This window comes from Bradyrhizobium sp. CCGUVB1N3 (genome assembly GCF_024199925.1).
Taxonomy (GTDB): domain Bacteria; phylum Pseudomonadota; class Alphaproteobacteria; order Rhizobiales; family Xanthobacteraceae; genus Bradyrhizobium.
Genome location: NZ_JANADR010000001.1, coordinates 4275471 through 4291356 on the forward strand (window position 1 = coordinate 4275471; position 15886 = coordinate 4291356).

Annotated in this window: 16 protein-coding genes and 1 pseudogene; all 17 read right to left on the reverse strand. The window is 64.3% G+C overall.

What is annotated here, in order from left to right:
- Nucleotides 1-61: 61 nt before the first annotated feature.
- Entirely contained in the window at nucleotides 62-328 is a 267-nt protein-coding gene (gene fliQ / locus NLM33_RS20360) for a flagellar biosynthesis protein FliQ (protein ID WP_254098032.1), read from the reverse strand.
- Nucleotides 329-331: 3 nt separating this feature from the next.
- The gene (gene flgD, locus NLM33_RS20365; protein ID WP_254098034.1) at nucleotides 332-748 is read right to left on the reverse strand and encodes a flagellar hook assembly protein FlgD; all 417 of its coding nucleotides are present in this window, start codon (nucleotides 746-748) and stop codon (nucleotides 332-334) included.
- A 14-nt stretch (nucleotides 749-762) separates the two neighbouring features.
- Nucleotides 763-1173, reverse strand: coding sequence for a flagellar biosynthesis repressor FlbT (gene flbT, locus NLM33_RS20370; protein ID WP_254098036.1), 411 nt, complete (start codon nucleotides 1171-1173; stop codon nucleotides 763-765).
- On the reverse strand, nucleotides 1173-1517 hold the full coding sequence (gene flaF, locus NLM33_RS20375) for a flagellar biosynthesis regulator FlaF (protein WP_254098038.1): 345 nt from the start codon (nucleotides 1515-1517) through the stop codon (nucleotides 1173-1175). Before flaF ends, flbT begins: the two co-directional genes overlap by 1 nt.
- Before the next feature lie 54 nt (nucleotides 1518-1571).
- Complete coding sequence (locus NLM33_RS20380) at nucleotides 1572-2630, reverse strand: flagellar hook-associated family protein (RefSeq protein ID WP_254098040.1); 1059 nt, start codon at nucleotides 2628-2630, stop codon at nucleotides 1572-1574.
- Complete coding sequence (gene flgK, locus NLM33_RS20385) at nucleotides 2627-4105, reverse strand: flagellar hook-associated protein FlgK (RefSeq protein WP_254098042.1); 1479 nt, start codon at nucleotides 4103-4105, stop codon at nucleotides 2627-2629. Before flgK ends, NLM33_RS20380 begins: the two co-directional genes overlap by 4 nt.
- A gap of 43 nt (nucleotides 4106-4148) precedes the next feature.
- A complete protein-coding gene (locus tag NLM33_RS20390; protein ID WP_254098044.1) occupies nucleotides 4149-5375 on the reverse strand; it encodes a flagellar hook protein FlgE in 1227 nt (408 codons plus the stop codon).
- Between the two features lie 82 nt (nucleotides 5376-5457).
- Nucleotides 5458-6039, reverse strand: a complete 582-nt coding sequence (locus NLM33_RS20395) for a transglycosylase SLT domain-containing protein (protein WP_254098046.1) — start codon at nucleotides 6037-6039, stop codon at nucleotides 5458-5460.
- Nucleotides 5990-7279, reverse strand: coding sequence for a flagellar hook-length control protein FliK (locus tag NLM33_RS20400; RefSeq protein WP_254098048.1), 1290 nt, complete (start codon nucleotides 7277-7279; stop codon nucleotides 5990-5992). The genes NLM33_RS20395 and NLM33_RS20400 overlap by 50 nt, the downstream gene beginning before the upstream one ends.
- A complete protein-coding gene (locus NLM33_RS20405; RefSeq protein WP_254098050.1) occupies nucleotides 7276-8463 on the reverse strand; it encodes a chemotaxis protein in 1188 nt (395 codons plus the stop codon). Before NLM33_RS20405 ends, NLM33_RS20400 begins: the two co-directional genes overlap by 4 nt.
- Nucleotides 8460-9749 (reverse strand): MotB family protein, encoded by a 1290-nt coding sequence (locus NLM33_RS20410; protein ID WP_254098052.1) that lies wholly within the window; start codon nucleotides 9747-9749, stop codon nucleotides 8460-8462. Before NLM33_RS20410 ends, NLM33_RS20405 begins: the two co-directional genes overlap by 4 nt.
- Before the next feature lie 6 nt (nucleotides 9750-9755).
- Nucleotides 9756-10424: a hypothetical protein gene (locus tag NLM33_RS20415; RefSeq protein WP_254098054.1), complete on the reverse strand. Its 669-nt coding sequence runs from the start codon at nucleotides 10422-10424 to the stop codon at nucleotides 9756-9758.
- Nucleotides 10421-12046 (reverse strand): flagellar basal-body MS-ring/collar protein FliF, encoded by a 1626-nt coding sequence (gene fliF, locus NLM33_RS20420; protein WP_254098056.1) that lies wholly within the window; start codon nucleotides 12044-12046, stop codon nucleotides 10421-10423. The genes NLM33_RS20415 and fliF overlap by 4 nt, the downstream gene beginning before the upstream one ends.
- A 287-nt stretch (nucleotides 12047-12333) precedes the next feature.
- The gene (locus NLM33_RS20425; RefSeq protein WP_254098057.1) at nucleotides 12334-13251 is read right to left on the reverse strand and encodes a flagellin; all 918 of its coding nucleotides are present in this window, start codon (nucleotides 13249-13251) and stop codon (nucleotides 12334-12336) included.
- 259 nt (nucleotides 13252-13510) lie between these two features.
- Nucleotides 13511-14425 (reverse strand): annotated as a pseudogene (locus NLM33_RS20430) (flagellin).
- 239 nt (nucleotides 14426-14664) lie between these two features.
- A complete protein-coding gene (gene fliP / locus NLM33_RS20435) occupies nucleotides 14665-15405 on the reverse strand; it encodes a flagellar type III secretion system pore protein FliP (protein WP_254098058.1) in 741 nt (246 codons plus the stop codon).
- Nucleotides 15402-15845 carry a flagellar basal body-associated FliL family protein gene (locus tag NLM33_RS20440; RefSeq protein ID WP_254098059.1) on the reverse strand — a complete coding sequence of 148 codons (444 nt, stop codon included), beginning with the start codon at nucleotides 15843-15845 and terminating at the stop codon, nucleotides 15402-15404. Before NLM33_RS20440 ends, fliP begins: the two co-directional genes overlap by 4 nt.
- Nucleotides 15846-15886: the final 41 nt, after the last annotated feature.

Genomic DNA, 15886 nt, shown 5'->3' on the forward strand with positions numbered 1-15886 from the left:
AATTCTGCCGCGCAATCTGCCGCGCAAAGCTTACGCGAGGATGGCGGCGGCACGCCGCGCCTCAGAATCCGTGCTCGATCCGCGCGTACACCATTTCGGTGAAGGTGGAGAGATGCGCCCCGATGAAGGAGCCGGAGACCGCCACGACAAGCAGGATGACGATGATCTTCGGAACGAAGGTCAGCGTCACCTCCTGGACCTGGGTCAGGGCCTGGATGAGCGCGATGATCGTGCCGACCAGCATCGCCGCGCCGACCGCCGGACCCGAGGCGATGATGATCGTCCAGATCGCCTGCTGGACGATGTCGAGGGCGTCCCTCTCGTTCATGGCCTAGCTGATGGTAAGCCCGGCGCCGACCGGGATGCGCGTACCGTTCTCGAGCGTGGCGACCGCGCCGTCGGTGTTGATGGAGACCGAGGCGATCTTGCCGCTCACCGTCGTTCCACTGCTGTCGGTATAGCTCGCCGTGTGCCCGATCAACCCGTCGGCCTGGGACAGCGCCGAGGAGGAAAGCAGCGCGTCGAGCTTCGAATTGGTCTGCATGGCCTGCTCGACCGTCGAGAGCTGCGCGAACTGGCTCATGTATTGCGAGGTGTCCATCGGATTGGTCGGATCCTGGTTCTTCATCTCGGCGATGAGGAGCTGAAGGAAGGTGTTGTAGTCGACCGTGTTGGTCGCCGTCGTGGTGGTGGACCCGGTCGAGGTCGACTGCGTGCTGGTCGCGTCGGTTGCGCTGGTGACGTTCATGAGTCTCTCCGCTGTCAGGCCGCCTCGAAGGGAACGTTGGTCGCAGAGCCGGCCAGGATCGCCTGCTCCACCGGGAACAGCGCCCGAATCCGCTTCAAGGCCTCGTAGTAACGGCTCGCTCCGACCAACTCGTCGATCGTGGCGAGGCCCTCCAGCATCTGCCGGTTCTCGCAGACCGCCTGCAGGGCGGCGTGATGCTGCCCGTAGAGCGCAGCCGCATCGACGATGTCGGTCGGGTTCATCAGCATGTGCTGGACGATGAAATAGAGCTGGCGCAGCGCCGTCGTGGCTTCAGCCGCCTGCATGACCTGGCCTTCCAGAAGGAACATCACGTCATTGACGAGCTCAAGCGAGACCTTCCGGTCCACACGCAGCACCGCCCCGTTGACGTAGATCCGCTCGCCCGCGCGCAAGGATATCTTCATCAGAGCGCGTCTCGGATCACGCGGTTGATCTCGACGAGCTGCACCACGTCGTTCGATTTGTCCTCGCGCAGGCGATCGGCCTCCTTGATGACCCACAGGCCGATCGAGATGATGTCGGCGCGGAGCTGCTCGGGCAAGCCGTTGTCCGGATGCGAGAGATCCTCGATGAAGATCGCCCACAAGCGGCGGACATAAAGCAGGGTTTCGACCAGATCCTCGGTACTGAACAGACCCTTGCCAAGCCGCTCCAACCGGTCGATGCCGAGCGTCAAGGCCATCCGCTCGCGTCCTCGCGCCTCAAGGCTGCTGTCTTCCACGACCGCTTCATAAGCTTCAAACGTCATCTGAACCACTCTGCGCAGGAAACCGAACGACAAGGCAACGGCCAACACTCCGGCTCAGAGATAGTCGATGAGGCTGATCTTCTGCATCCGCGAGGTGAGCGCGAGTGCCGTCTCGATCTGGTTCTGCAACGTGTTGACGCGAACCGAGGCTTCGGTCGGATCGACCTTCTCCATGTCGACGATCTGCTGGTTGAGAATGTCGTGCTGGATCTTCAGCTTGTCGGTCGCGGTCGAGACTTGCTGCTGGATCGAGCCGACGCTGCCGCCGAGCACCGCGAGATTGTCGATCGCACCGCTGACGAGGCTGATGGCCTTGTCCACGACGGTCTGGAACGTCGCCTGGCTCAGGTTCGTGTTACCGAGATCGCTGAGCATGGTGTAGGCCTCGGCGAGTTGGCGGAAACCCTGCTGGTTGGCGCTGACCGACGTATTGACGATCTGGGTCGTTGAGATGCGGCTGCTCAGCGGCTGGTTGGTGGCCGAGGACCAGTTGGTGTTCCAGGCGGGACTCTGGAACTCCGCATCGAAGGTGGTGTTGAGGAAGCTCTGCATCTGGGCAGGCGTAATGCTGCTCACGCCCGCCGCGCTTTGCGTGAAGCCGAAGCCCGTGGGCGGCGCTGCCAGGAAGTCCGCGTCAACCTGGTTCTTGCTGGTCGAGCCGGCCGCGTAGTTTGCGATCGGGGCGTTCTGCGTATTGAGACCGCCGAACAAATAGGAACCGTTGTAGGAGGCGTTGAGCGCGCCGATGAGGTCCTGCAGGTTGGCGGACGCACTCGGCAGGATCATGCTGGCGCCATTGTTGGCATCGCGCGCGGCGATCATATTCTTGAGGAAGTCCTGAGCGGTCGAGCCGAGCTGCGTGATCCGGTTCTGGGTCACGTCGAGGCGGCCCGAGACCAGCCCGTTGGTGTCCACGATCTGGTCGATGAAGTTCATGTCCGCCCGCAGCGCGACGTCGCGCCCGGTGGAGACGCCGAGCTGGAGGCCGACGTCGGCAAACCGGCCGGTGGTCGCTTCCTTGGTGGCCTGGCTCAGCGAGCTCTGGTTGTTCGTGATCGAGTACCTCAATGCCGAGGAGAGCATGTAGGTCGAGATGTAGTTCGCGCTCATCATGATGTCCCCACGGCGGCTAGCAGGCTGTCCAACATGTTGTCGACGGTCGAGATCAGCTTCGACGACGCCGAATAGGTGCGCTCGACCTGGAGCATCAGAGACATCTCGTCGTCCATGTTGACGCCGTTGACGTTCGAGAGCGCCGAGTTGCTGCGGTCGAGCAACGTGTTCTGGTACTGGACGCCGTCGTCGGCCGTCTTGCGCTGGTTTTCGATCCAGCTCGCGGACGACGAGGCGAAATCGATCACGCCGCCGCTCGGCTTGCCCTGGGCTGCAGGATCGAATGGCTGCGGCGCATCCATGTCGTCGATGAGCTGCTGAAGCCGGGTCGAGAAGCCGGCATTGCCGGCCGTGTTGTAATTATAGGCCGCATTGCCGCTGATCGCACCGTCGCGCAGCAAATTGGGATTGCCGCCCGAGGCCGGATCGACGGAAGCCGCAATCGTGATCGTGCCGGCAAGGCCGACCGACACGGTTGCGCTCGCAGGCATCGCCGGTGCTCCGGGATAGGTGAAGAGACCGGGCACGTTCGGCAGCGCGGCGCCGGACTGATCGGTCTCCTGGAAGGCACTGATCAGGCCGCGCGCGATTTCGTCGAGCTGGCTCTGATAGGTGACCGTCGCATTGTCGCGGAGATCGGCAAGGCCCGCGATCTTGCCCGATTTGAGGGGCATGACGGAATTGGCCCCAGTCACAGGCACACCATCGATAAAGACGGCATTGCCGGTGGTGCCGGGCGTGTAGGCGTTGGTCGGCGCAAAACTGACCGTCCGCGCCGTCTTGTCGAACAGCACGACGCCACTGTCGGTGTATAGCGCCGCATCGCCATTGGCGCGGATCGACATGGAGACACCGACCTCCTGCGACAACTTCGAGACGATGCTGTCGCGCTGGTCGAGATAGTCGGTCACGTCGTCGCCGGCGATCGTGCCTTTCACGATCGCGGTGTTGACGGTGCCGAACTGGGTGAGGAGCTGGTTGATGTTGGCGACCGAGGTCGCGATGTCAGCATCGGCGCCCTCGCGAACCGACTGCACGGTGTTCGTCGCCTCGTTGAGCGAGGTCGCCATGTCCTTGGCCGCAGAAACCGCAGCCTGCGCCAGCGTCGTGTTGTCGGGGGCGTTGGCATATTGCTGGAGCGCCTGCTTCAGCTTGTTGAGCTCGGCGGTCGGCGACTGATCGAGCTCCGGATCGTCCACTGTGGAGGCCGCGATCTTCTGAAGACCGTCATAGATCGCAGTTTGCCTCGCGGACGCCGACGTCGCGGTCAGGACGTTGGTGAACAGGCCGGCGCTCGCGGCGCGCTGGATCGCGGCGACATAGACGCCGGCGTTGGGGAACGTGTCCAACACGGCGGTCTTGCGCGAATAGCCGGTCTGGCTCGCGCCGGCAATGTTGCGCGAGACGACCGACGACTGGATGCCCGTCGCCATGAGCGAGGAGCGGGCATTGTCGAGAGCGGCAGTGAGGGACATGAGATGCTCTTTGGCTGGCTCTTTGGCGCGCTCTCGGCCGGTATCAGCGCTTCAGGTTGACGACGACGTCGAGCAGATCCGCGCCGGTCTGGAACGACTTCGAGTTCGCGGTGAAGCCGCGCTGCGCCTCGATCATCGAGGTCAGCTCGTCAGCGAGATCGACATTGGAGTCCTCGAGGGCGCCAGACTGGATCGTGCCGAGGCCGCCGGTGCCGGCATTCCCGATCTGGAGGTTTCCGGAGTTGAGGCTGACCGAATAGACGTTACCGACTTCGGGTGTGAGGTTGTCGGGGCTCGGGACGTTGGCGAGCGCCACCGTGTAGATCGGTATCTGCGTTCCATTCTGAAGAATCGCGTTCACCACGCCCTTGTCGTCGATATCGACCTTTTCGACGGAGGACGGAGCATTGCCGTTGACGGTGGCCTTGAAGCTAAAGCTCGAAGCCACCTGCGTCATGGCCGACAGGTCCATGGTCATGGCGGCCCCGTTTGGAACGTTCACCGAGAGCGTCGACGGACCGATCAGCGCGCCCTTACCGACCGCGGTCGTGTCGAAGTTGAACGTTCCGGAGGCACCCGCGATCGGAGTGCCAGTCGCGGAATCATAGACCTGGACCTGCCAGGTATCCTGGGTGGCGGTTGTCGCGGTCCTCGACATATAGACGTCGAGCGTCACGGGCCGGCCGATATTGTCGTAGGCCACGATCGAGCTCTTCGATGAATATGACGCCGGGGTGGGCGGACCGGCGATGACGGCCGCACTCGGGTCCAGATTGCCGTTGACAGTCGCCGTGGTCGAAGGCGTGGCCTGAAGCTTTGCCTGATTGACGTTGACGATCTGCATTCCGGCGGTGCTGTTCGAAGAAATGTTGGACACGGCGCCGGGGTAACCCATGAGATAGAAGCCGGCCGCATTGACCAAATTGCCCTGGCTGTCGGGCACGAAGGAGCCCGCCCGCGTCAGGAACTGCTTCGTGCCGGTGGCGTCCGACACGACGAAGAAGCCATTGCCCTGAACGGCAAGGTCAGTCGTCGACGTTGTGAACTGCATATGCCCGGCATCGGTGATCGCGTAGCGGACCTCAGTCTCGACCGCGCCGGAGTCGTAGTTGCCCGAGCCGCTCTTCAGGATCAGCGAGGAGAACTCGGTCGAAGCCCGCTTGTAGCCGGTGGTGTTGACGTTCGCGATATTGTCCGAGACCGTCGACAGCTTGTTGGACTGCGCGCTCATGCCGGACACACCGGTGCGCATTACGCCATACAGGCTCATGGATTGGGCTCCCTTGGTAAATTGGGCTTACAATGACCGCACTTGCTTGCGCGGGGCTGGCCGTGAAGCTCGCACATCATCGTCACGCCGCCTCCTTCTGACAGAAGGCGCGCGCCTTGTCGGTCCAGGCACCGAACCCGCTCGAGACGAGATGATCGACGATGTGGCAGATGTAGCGCTTCTGCGCGGGCTGATTGTTGGGCCCCGCATTGTAGCGGGCGACCGCCATGGTCCAGCTTCCCTCGCGCTGCTTCAGCTCCTTGAGGAAGCGCGCGGCGTAGTCGACGTTGCTGGCGGGATCGAACATCGCGCGCACGGAAGCGAATTTGTCGCCGTGATAGTAGTGATTGATCTGCATGCAGCCGAGATCGATCAGCTTGACGCCCCGACGGCGCATCGCCTCGAAATTTGCCATCGCATCGTCGAGATTCTTGGCAAACACCGTCTGGCCTTCGGCGCCGAGCGCGTAAGGGTAGAGCGCACCGCGGCGGCCGGTTTCGGTGAGACCGACCGCATAGAGGATACCGAGCGGAATGCCGTGTACTTGCGCCGCGCGCGCCATCTCGCGCTCGCAGGAGCGCATGCTGTCCGCGCCCGCCGCGGCGGCGGTCGCACTAAAGATAAACAGGGCCGCGACGAGTGCGCTGGGCCACGTCCTGCTCATGACGCGTCTCCTGGTTGGGCTGGCGCTCGTCCCTTGCTTGCCTCGCTCCACTGTCCGACTGGCCGGACGATGGGCTCGAGCCGTCGAACGATCCTTGCGCGTTCTGCGACTGCGGCTGGCCGGATAGCGAGGGCTGCGACTGGCCTGAGCCCGCCTGAAATCCATCCAGCGCGCCGTGCTGGACCGGCGCGACCTCGGCGACATAACCAGCCGACTGCATCAGCTCGCGGATCGAGTCGCGCTGCTGGTCGAGCAGCTGGCTGGTATCCTTGCGGTCGGCCGCGAGGTGAACAGAGACGGCCTCGCCGACCAGGCGAAGCCGCACGGTGACATTGCCGAGCGCGGGCGGCTCGAGGCTGATGGTCAGAATCTTCAGCGGCTGATCTGGAGCATTGCCCTGCGCTGAGGCGAGATCGGGTGCGGCGGTTGACGCCGGCGCCGCGGAGCTCTCCAATTCGGTGACGACGGCATTCGCCACCTGCTGAGGCGCGGTGAATTGCGCAACGGGTGGAAGATGGGTCTCTTGCTGCACGACGGTCACCTTGGCCGCTTCGGGCAACGCATCGCGAGCGGACACCTTCGCGGCCCGCTCGACATTCGCTGTGACGGCCTCGAAACCAGATGCTCCAGGCATGGCCTTTGGCGTGGGCGCATTGCCTTGCGGCACTGTCGCAAGCTGCGGCGCGTCGGCTTGCGTCCGGGTTCCGGCTTGGGCGATGTCAGCCGTTTGCGCTTTGGCAACGCTTGCCGCCGATAGCTCGCGCCCGCCAAGGAAGCGCTCGGATCGCGCGGGCGCATCCTTCTTGTCACCCGAGAGCGGTTCCGCCTGCGGCTTGATGAGCGCCGCGGCCGCAAGCTCTGACCCGACCGTTGTGGGAAGGCTCAAGCGGCTCTGGACCTCCGCCTTCGGTGCGAGATCGAGCGGATCGTGCTTGCCGCTGCCTTGCGGCTCTTCGGCCGAATCGACCCGATCGTCGACCGTCTCGTCCTTCGACTCGTCGCGCTCGGTCAATTGCGCGAGGTGCGTGCGCAGTGTCCCCGACTTCACGGCTGCTTCGTTTCCGGAATCATTCAAGGCCCGTTTCGCGAGGTTCGACACCGTGTGAAGCAGATCGTGAAACCCGGAGTCCGCGGTACCCTGCCCGGTCAAGCTCTTTCCGGAGCGAACCGTTCCGCGCGCATTGATGCTTTCGGCGACGGCCGAGAAGAGCTGTCCGGAAGTGCCGTTGAGCTTGGTCATGGGCGGCGGTCCTTGGTCAGAAGCTCCAGCTCTTCGAGCTGCCTTTGCGCACGCGCAAGGGTCGCGACCGACGACGCCAGATCCAGACGCGCCGGCGTGGGCGGCGGCTTGTCGGCGGCGACGGCGGATGGCGGGCCGGAGATCGGCTTGCGGACGTCGAGCGCGAGCTGGATGTTTGCATTGAGAAGAGACGCCTCGCGCTCCGGCAGCTTCGGCCTGTCGACCGCCTTCAGTTCACTGAGGCCGCCTTCATAGTCGTCGGTGAGCACCCGGGCGCTCCCCCGGAACAGATGCGCCCGCTCGCGCTCCACGCTCCCGTCGGCGCTCAGCGACAGCGCCTGCTCGCCTGCAAGACGCACCACGGCAAGCCGTCCGTGGACGAGAGCGCTTTTCGCGATCACCAGATAGAGCTTGAGACGGTTGGCGCGGTCGATCTGGTCGAGCAACGCCACGATCCGTGAAAAGCGGTGCTCGTCGAGCGCGAGGCTCGAACGCGTCAAGGCCGAGGAAAACCGCTGCCAAAAGTCGCCGGCATAGACGGAATTGCGATAATGCCGGATATAGGCCTGCGTCAGGAACTCGAACTTGTCGAAATCCTCGGCTTGCCCGACCAGCGGAACCTCGCGTCGCAGCGCCGCCTCTTCCACGAGCGTGCCCGGCAGAAGCAGACGCGCATCGTCCAAGCGCTCGATCGCGACCGGTGCATCGGAACTTGCGAGCAGCGCGCCCTGCACCAGCGCGATCTGTCCGCTCATGCTCGAGGGAATCGTGCGCGGCTTGACGTCCTTCAAAAGCTCCCGCGCTTCGTCCTGGCGGCCCTCGACATAGGCGAGCGCGCCGTTGAACAGCCGCTCGTCGACATTGATCCGCTCGCGCGGCAGCTTGCGCACGATCTGCGGCGCGCCGCCACTGAGCAGGTAGACGACGATCGCCTGGCCGTTCTGCGGGTTGCTCCACACGCCTGGATCGGCGGCAAGGAATTTCTCGCCGATCTGCCGGATCAGCGCGAGATGGCCGCCATGCGCCGCGGCGTCGCCGCTGGCGATGCCGTCCTGCACCGCCTGCAGCGAACGAACTAGCGCATACGGCTCCTCCGACGATGGCGCAGGCTCCGGCGATACGGCGAGCGCGCTCGTCGCAGCGAACGGCACCAGGAGCAACGCGAAAATTCTCGGGCCGATCACGGGCGCTTCTCCCGGATCAAGATCTCGATCCGGCGATTTTGTGCCGCCGCCGGATCGTTCGTGAGCTTTGGACGGCGATCGGCATAACCCTCGACATGCTCGATCCGCTGCGCATCGACGCCGGCGCGAACCAGCATGTAATAGGCCATCTGGGCGCGCGCGGTCGAAAGCCGCCAGTTGTCGTAGGTGTCCGACCGGTAGGGCCGATTGTCGGTATGGCCGCGCACGATGATCGTGCCCGGGCGCTTGGTCAGCAGCGGCCCGATCTTGTCGATGACGCGGATCAGTTCGGAGCGCGGCTCGGCGGAGCCGACCGCGAACATGCCAAAACTCGCGTCGTCGGTCAGACTGACGAGCAGGCCTTCCTCGACCTGGCGCACCTCCGCCACCGGCCCGGCGCCGGCCTTGATGTCCGAGAGCACGTCGGTGATCGCGGCTTGCAACTGCTTGACCGTGGGCTGCTGCGCCTGTGCCGCCTCGCGCGGCTCGGTGTCCTTTGCGGCAGAATTCGCCTGCGCGTTGGCCTGAGGACTGGCTTGCGCTTTGCCGTCGCGGCCGGCCTGCGGAGGTGCAGGAGCCGGCGGCAGCAGAGGCGACATAGCGGCGGACTGCGCTTGCGCCTCGGCCGCGGCGCCGACCTCGTCAGCCTTGCTACGACGCGCGGGCTCGCCTTGATCCGCGGCGGCCGCATTTTCACGTGCGGCCGGATTTGGAGCTGGCTCGGTCTGGCTCGCCCGCCCGTCCTTCGCCGTTTGCGGCGCGAACTTCCAGAAGCCGGGATCGAAGGGGTCGCGATAGGCCTCGCCGCCCTTCAGGCCCTCTTCCTCGGCGGAGGCGAGCGCCCCGACGCGCCGCTGCCCCGCCGCCTGGCTCGAACCAGCGGCGATTTCCGCGAGGGTCGCGTAAGGGTCGCGAAACAGCACCTTCTCCTCGTAGAACGGCGGCTTCTCGGCCGTGGGCGAATCGCCGCGACGCTCCTCGTTCGGGCCTGCCGGCTTGCGCTTGCCCTCCTGGCCCTCGGACGCCGCAGGGTCCTTCTTGACGGGATCCTTCAGACCTTTCGGTGCCGGCGCGTTCTCTGCGAGCTCGATCGGATTGAAGTAGCTCGCCACGATCTGGCGCTGGTCCTGATTGAGCGCGTTGAGCAACCACATCACCAGGAAGAACGCCATCATCGCGGTCATGAAGTCCGCATAGGCGATCTTCCAGACGCCGCCCTTGGCCGGCGCATCGTCGAAAGCGCTGCGGCGGCGGATGATCACAAGCTCGGGTTGGACGTCGCTCATGGCGGATTACCGTCGCGCGTCCTTCAGACGCTCGATCCACGGCGTGATCTGCGTCTCGATCACGGTCTGGTCGGCGACCACGCGGATTTCGAAACTGTCGGCAACCTGATATTCGATGCCGGTCCGCCGCGCCGTGTCGAGCTGCGCCTTGACCAACTCGAGCAGATCGCTCGGCCCCGTGATCTTGAACACCGGCACGGGCGACTGGCAGGTCAGCGTCGATATCTGCGCGACCAGAGCCGCAACGGCCTTGTCGCGGACCGCATCGGCGAGGAACGGCTGCAGGATGCGGGCGACCGCACTGGCGATATTGGTTTCGAGCTCGCGGCAGGCCGCACCAAATCCGTTCACGATCGCGACCGCCTGCTGATCCGACCATTTGGCCCGCTCTTCGCCGAGCCTGATCGCGCCGCGCACGCGCTCTTCCGCAAGCTTGGCATCGCCTTCCGCAACGCCCGCGGCGTAGCCGCGCCGATAGGCATCATCGAGGAGATTGACGGGCGGCGTCTCAACCTTCGGCACGGCGGGCTGAGGCTGGGATTGAAGCTGAGGCGGCGGCTCCCGCCTGACCTCCTTCGGCTTTGCCGCCGGCTCCGGAAGCTTGGGTTTGTCGGCCGGCCTCGCCCGTCCGTTGGCGTCGAACTGCGTGAGTAGCTTTCCGATTGCCGCGTTCATGCCGCCTCCTCCCGACGCATCCACTCTTTGAGGATTGCCGCCGCCTGCGTCTGGTCGAGACGCACGATCTGCTCAAGCCGCTTCTGCGGCGTGCGCTGCATCTTGCCTTCGAGGTCTTCGACCAGGTTGAGCTCCGCCTCCTCCTGTTCCGGCAGCGCGAGCGCCGCGGCTTCGAGCTGCGCCGCAACGTCGGCGGCTTCGGCCTGCTCCTGCTGCGCGCGATGGGTCAGGATGCCGTTCACGGCAGGACGAAGGCCGAACCAGACCAGCATCGCGGCGACGGCCAGGATCGTGACCGCGTTGATGAAGCTTCCCATCTGCCGGTTCAGCATCTCGACGAAGCCGATCGGCGGCACCGGTACCAGCTCGCGCGAGCCCTCGACGAAATCGACGGCCGTCACCTGGATCTGGTCGCCGCGCTGCTTGTCCAGTCCGCCGGCGGTGGCCGCGAGCTGGCCGATCTCGGCGATCTTGCTGTCGACGATGGCCTGGTTGGTCTTGTCGCCGAGATCGGCGACCAGCCGCGCGCGGTTGATCAGCACGGCGATGAAGAGCTTTTTCACGGAGTAGCCGTCGCTGACCGTCGTCGTGGTCTTGGACGACACCTCGAAATTGGTGACGTCCTCGCGGCGATTCTTCTCCTCGTTGGAATTCTTGGTGCCGCCGGAATTAACCTGCTGGTCCGGAAGATTCTGCTGCACCGTGGTCGGCGTCGAGCGATCCGCGTTCTGCGACGTCTCCTTCTCGCGGACGTTCCGCACCGAGCGTTCGGCCCGCGCTTCCGGATCATAGACGGTCTCGTTGATCTGCCGCTTGTCGGTCGACAGCTGCGGCGCGACGCTGACCTCGAAATTGTCAAGACCGAGATACGGCGTCAGCGCCTTGCGGATGTTCTCCTGCACCATCTGGCCGACCATCTTCTGGAGGCTAGCCATCTTGGTCGGCGCAGCGCTGGCCTCGTCCTCCTCGGCGAGCAGCATCGAGCCGTCGGCATCCAGCACCGTCACCTTGTCGCGCGTCATGCCGGGAATGGCGGCGGCGACGAGATGCCGGATCGATTGCGCGGTGCGCGCCTCGATCGCGCCGTCGGTACGCAGCACGACGGACGCGGACGGAGGCTGCTGCGTGGCGCGGAACGATCCGCGCACGGGAAGGACGATGTGGACCCGCGCCGCCTTCACGCCTTTCATGAGCTGAACGGTGCGCGCGATCTCGCCTTCGAGCGCGCGGAGCTTGGTGACCTCCTGCATGAAGGAGGTCAGGCCCAGCGAGCCGATCTTGTCGAACAGCTCGTAGCCGGAATTCGCACTGGTCGGCAGCCCTTTCTCGGCCAGCAGCATGCGCGCCTGCATGGTCTGGCTCGGGCGGACCGAGATCGCATCGCCCGCCGCGTTGACGTCAAAGGCGATATTCTGCTCGCGCAGCGCGGCGCCGATACGCGTTACCTCCTCGCGCGTCAGGCCAGTGTAGAGGGTCTCGAATTCGGGCCGGCTCAGATAATAGGCGCCGCCCACGACGGTGACGAGAACGGCAAAACCGATCAGCCCCAATGCCATCAGGCGTCGCGGGCCAAGCTCCAGCAGATTGTTGAGCAGCTGCTGCACCTGCGCGCGACTGAGCATATGACCTCGTACCAATGCGAACGCAAATGACACTCCGCTGCCAACCTTGTCTGAAGGTTGCGCGCGACTCGAAGCGAGTCAGTTCGCCGCGCAGGCGTTGCAATTTTGCATAAGGTCTTGGAACGGATGGTCGGCAACGGCCGCACGCCGGAACGTCGACGTGCGCAGGCGCTGCGAGACGTCGCCGCTGATGGTGGCAGACCATGTCGGAGGCCGCATCATTACATCCGCCGTTTACGGCGGGGACCGTGCTCCCATGGGAGCACGGTCGTTGTTCGAGCCGAGGCTTACTTGAACAGCGACAGGATGCTCTGGCTGTTCTGGTTGGCGATCGATAGCGCCTGCACGCCGAGCTGCTGCTGGACCTGGAGGGCCTGAAGGCGAGTCGATTCCGCGTTCATGTCGGCGTCAACGAGCTGGCCGATACCGCGGGTCACCGAATCCATCAGGGACTTCACGAAGTCCGTGTTGTTCGAGATGCGGTTCTTGATGGCACCGAGGTCGGCGGCGGACTGGCTGACCGTATTGATGGCACCGGTGACCTGCGCGATGTAGCCGTCGAGCGTGGCCTGGTCGGTCGCCGAGTCCGTCAGCGCGCCGATGTTCATGGTGTCGACGGACACGCTGGTCGTGGCGCTGACGGTGTCGAGAAAACCCGCCTGCGTGCTGGTGTAGAGCGAGTAGTTGGCGACCGTCACGCCGATCGTGTTGATCGTTGGCGTGCCGCCGACGCGCGAGAACGACGACACGAGGTTGACGTTGGTCGGCGTGGTCGCGTTCGTGCTGAGCCAGTTCACCCCGTTGAACGTCGCCGAATTGGCGGTGTTCTTCATATCCTGCTGGATCTGGGTGATTTCCGACTGGATCTTCTTGCGGTCGATACCGGCCGTCTTGGCTTCGACGAGCAGCGCCTCGAGCTTGTTCAGGCCGGAGTTGCCGTCGCTGCCCAGAACCGAGGTCAGCGCAGTATATTCGGTGTCGACGGTCGCCGCCGACAGGCCGAGCGAGTCGGAGACGGCGGAGAGCGCCGCGTTGTCGGCGCGCATCGAGGTCGCGATCGACCAATAGGCCGAGTTGTCCGACGCGGTCGCGACGCGCTGACCGGTCGAGATCCGGTTTTCAGTCGTCTGCATGTTCGAGCTGACCGACCGCAGGGTTTGCAGTGCGGTCATCGCGGCCGAGTTGGTAAGCAGGCTGGAAGCCATCGTTAATGTCCCTTTGAAAGTGGAATTGAGCTTTTGGCTGGGGACATACCGGACTCTCACCGGTACGACAGGGCGACGTCATGCCTTTGGGCATCTCGAATTCGGTCGAGACCCAACCTGTCGTAGCAGCAAGGATAGCGCTCGAAGCTTGCGCGAGGCTTGTGGCGCGGAGCCGGGACGTGGATCAGGGATCGTACGGACCGGAACGAAAAAGGCCGCGCTCGCGAGAGCGCGGCCTTTCCGCATGGGTGAGCGAGGCTTAGCGGAACAGCGACAGGAGGCTCTGGCTGTTCTGGTTGGCGATCGAGAGCGCCTGAACGCCCAGCTGCTGCTGAACCTGGAGGGCCGACAGACGGGTGGATTCCGCGTTCATGTCGGCATCGACGAGCTGGCCGATACCGCGGGTGATCGAGTCCTGCAGCGACTTGACGAAGTCGGAGTTGTTCGAGATGCGGTTCTTGATGGCACCGAGGTCGGCGGCGGACTGGCTGACGGTGTTGATGGCACCGGTGACCTGCGCGATGTAGCCGTCGAGCGTGGCCTGGTCGGTCGCTGAATCGGTCAGCGCGCTGATGTTCATCGTGTCAACCGACACGCTGGTCGTGGCGCTCACCTTGTCGAGAATACCGCCCTGGGTGCTGGTCTAGAGTGAGTAGTTGGCAACAGTCACGCCGATCGTGTTCGTCGTGGGCGTGGCGCCGACGCGCGAGTAGGACGACACAAGGCTGACGGTGGTCGGCGTGGTCGCGGTCGTGCTCAGCCAGTTCACGCTGTTGAAGGTCGCCGAATTGGCGGTGTTCTTCATGTCCCCCTGGATCTGGGTGATTTCCGACTGGATCTTCGTCCGGTCGATACCGGCCGTCTTGGCCTCGACCAGCAGCGACTGGAGCTTGTTCAGGCCGCTGTTGCCGTCGGTGCCAAGGACCTGGTTCAGCCCGGTGTACTGGGTGTCGACGGTCGCGGCCGAGAGACCGAGCGAGTCGGAGACGGCAGAGAGCGCCGCGTTGTCGGCGCGCATCGAGGTCGCGATCGACCAATAAGCCGCGTTGTCCGAAGCTGTCGCAACGCGCTGGCCGGTCGAGATCCGGCTTTGCGTGCTGGCCATGCTTTGGCTGACCGACCGCAGGGTCTGCAGGGCGGTCATAGCGGACGAGTTCGTGAGCAGGCTTGACATGTGGAATGTCCCTTTATGTACGCGTTACATTTTCATGAGGGGACATACCGGGCTTTCACCGGTACGGCAGGGCGGCATCATGCCTTTGGACTGGATATGGGTGGGGTCCAACCTGCCGTGGCCCCGTAACTAGCAGCCGAACGTTATTTGTAGCTTAAGAGGCGCGCGAATTTCGCCGCAATAACAAGGGCATCCGTTTGCGTTTCGGTAACCATGCCGCGCCGGCAGGACCGATCGTCCTACGAGAACGATCGCACCAGTCCGGAGGCGAGCAGATTCCAGCCATCGATCAGTACGAAAAACAGCATCTTGAACGGCAGCGCGATCACCGTGGGCGGCATCATCATCATGCCCATCGACATCGTCAGCGTCGCCACGATCATATCGATGACGAGGAACGGCAGGATGATGAGGAAGCCGATCTCGAAGGAGCGGCGTAGCTCGGAGATCATGAAGGCCGGAATGATCACGCGCATGTCGATGCGCTTGTCGTCGAACTTCCTGCGGAAACTTTCCGCAGCGAGCGCCTCGAAGGTCTGCAGATCCTTGTCGCGGACATGGGCCAGCATGAACTCGCGGAACGGATCGGTGATCCGCAAATAGGCCTCCTCCTCCGAGATCTCGTTCTTCATGAGCGGCTGAACGCCGGTCTCCCAGGCCCGATCGAAGGTCGGTGCCATGACGTAGAACGTCATGAACAGCGCCAGGCTGATCAGGACGAGATTGGCCGGCGTCGTCTGCAGGCCGAGGCCGGCCCTGAGGAACGACAGCGCGACCGCAAAGCGCGTGAAGCTGGTCACCATGATGAGCAGGCCCGGTGCCACGGACAGCACCGTGATCAGCGCCATGAGCTGGACGATGCGGCCGCTGGTCGAGCCGTTCCCCGGAGGCAGCAGGGAGTTGAGGTCCGGGATCTGTGCGGACGCCGCCTCGGGCAGCAGAATCAGCAGCAATGCAAGCAGCAGGACTCTCGTTCTCACTGGATCACCAACGTCTCGATAATCAATTCCCGGACCTTGCCCGAGGAGCGGACATTGGCGCGCTCGGACAGGTCATCCCGCAGATGCTGAAGGCCCCGCGCACCTTCGAACTGGGCAGCCGTCGCCGACCTGAGATAGGCGACGATGTCCTCGCTGATGTGAGCGGCCAAAATGCCCGCCTCCTCGTCATTCATGCTATCCGTGACCATGGAGGCCTCGACGCGGGCCCAGTTGTTGGCGGGCGCCGCGAGATTGGTGACGACCGGCGACAGCTTCCGCAACCGCGCAGTGCCGGTGTAGGTCGACGCAACGGGAGGCGGAGTCACGTTCTTCCTGGCGTCGACGACGCGTTCGGCCGTCACCAGCAGGTGATAGCCCGTGATGGCGCCGGCGCCGGCCGCGATCAGCGTCAGGATCACGATGGCCGCGATCAGGCGCATGGCGTCCCGCGGCTCCGCGATCCGGTGCACGTGCCTTGCAA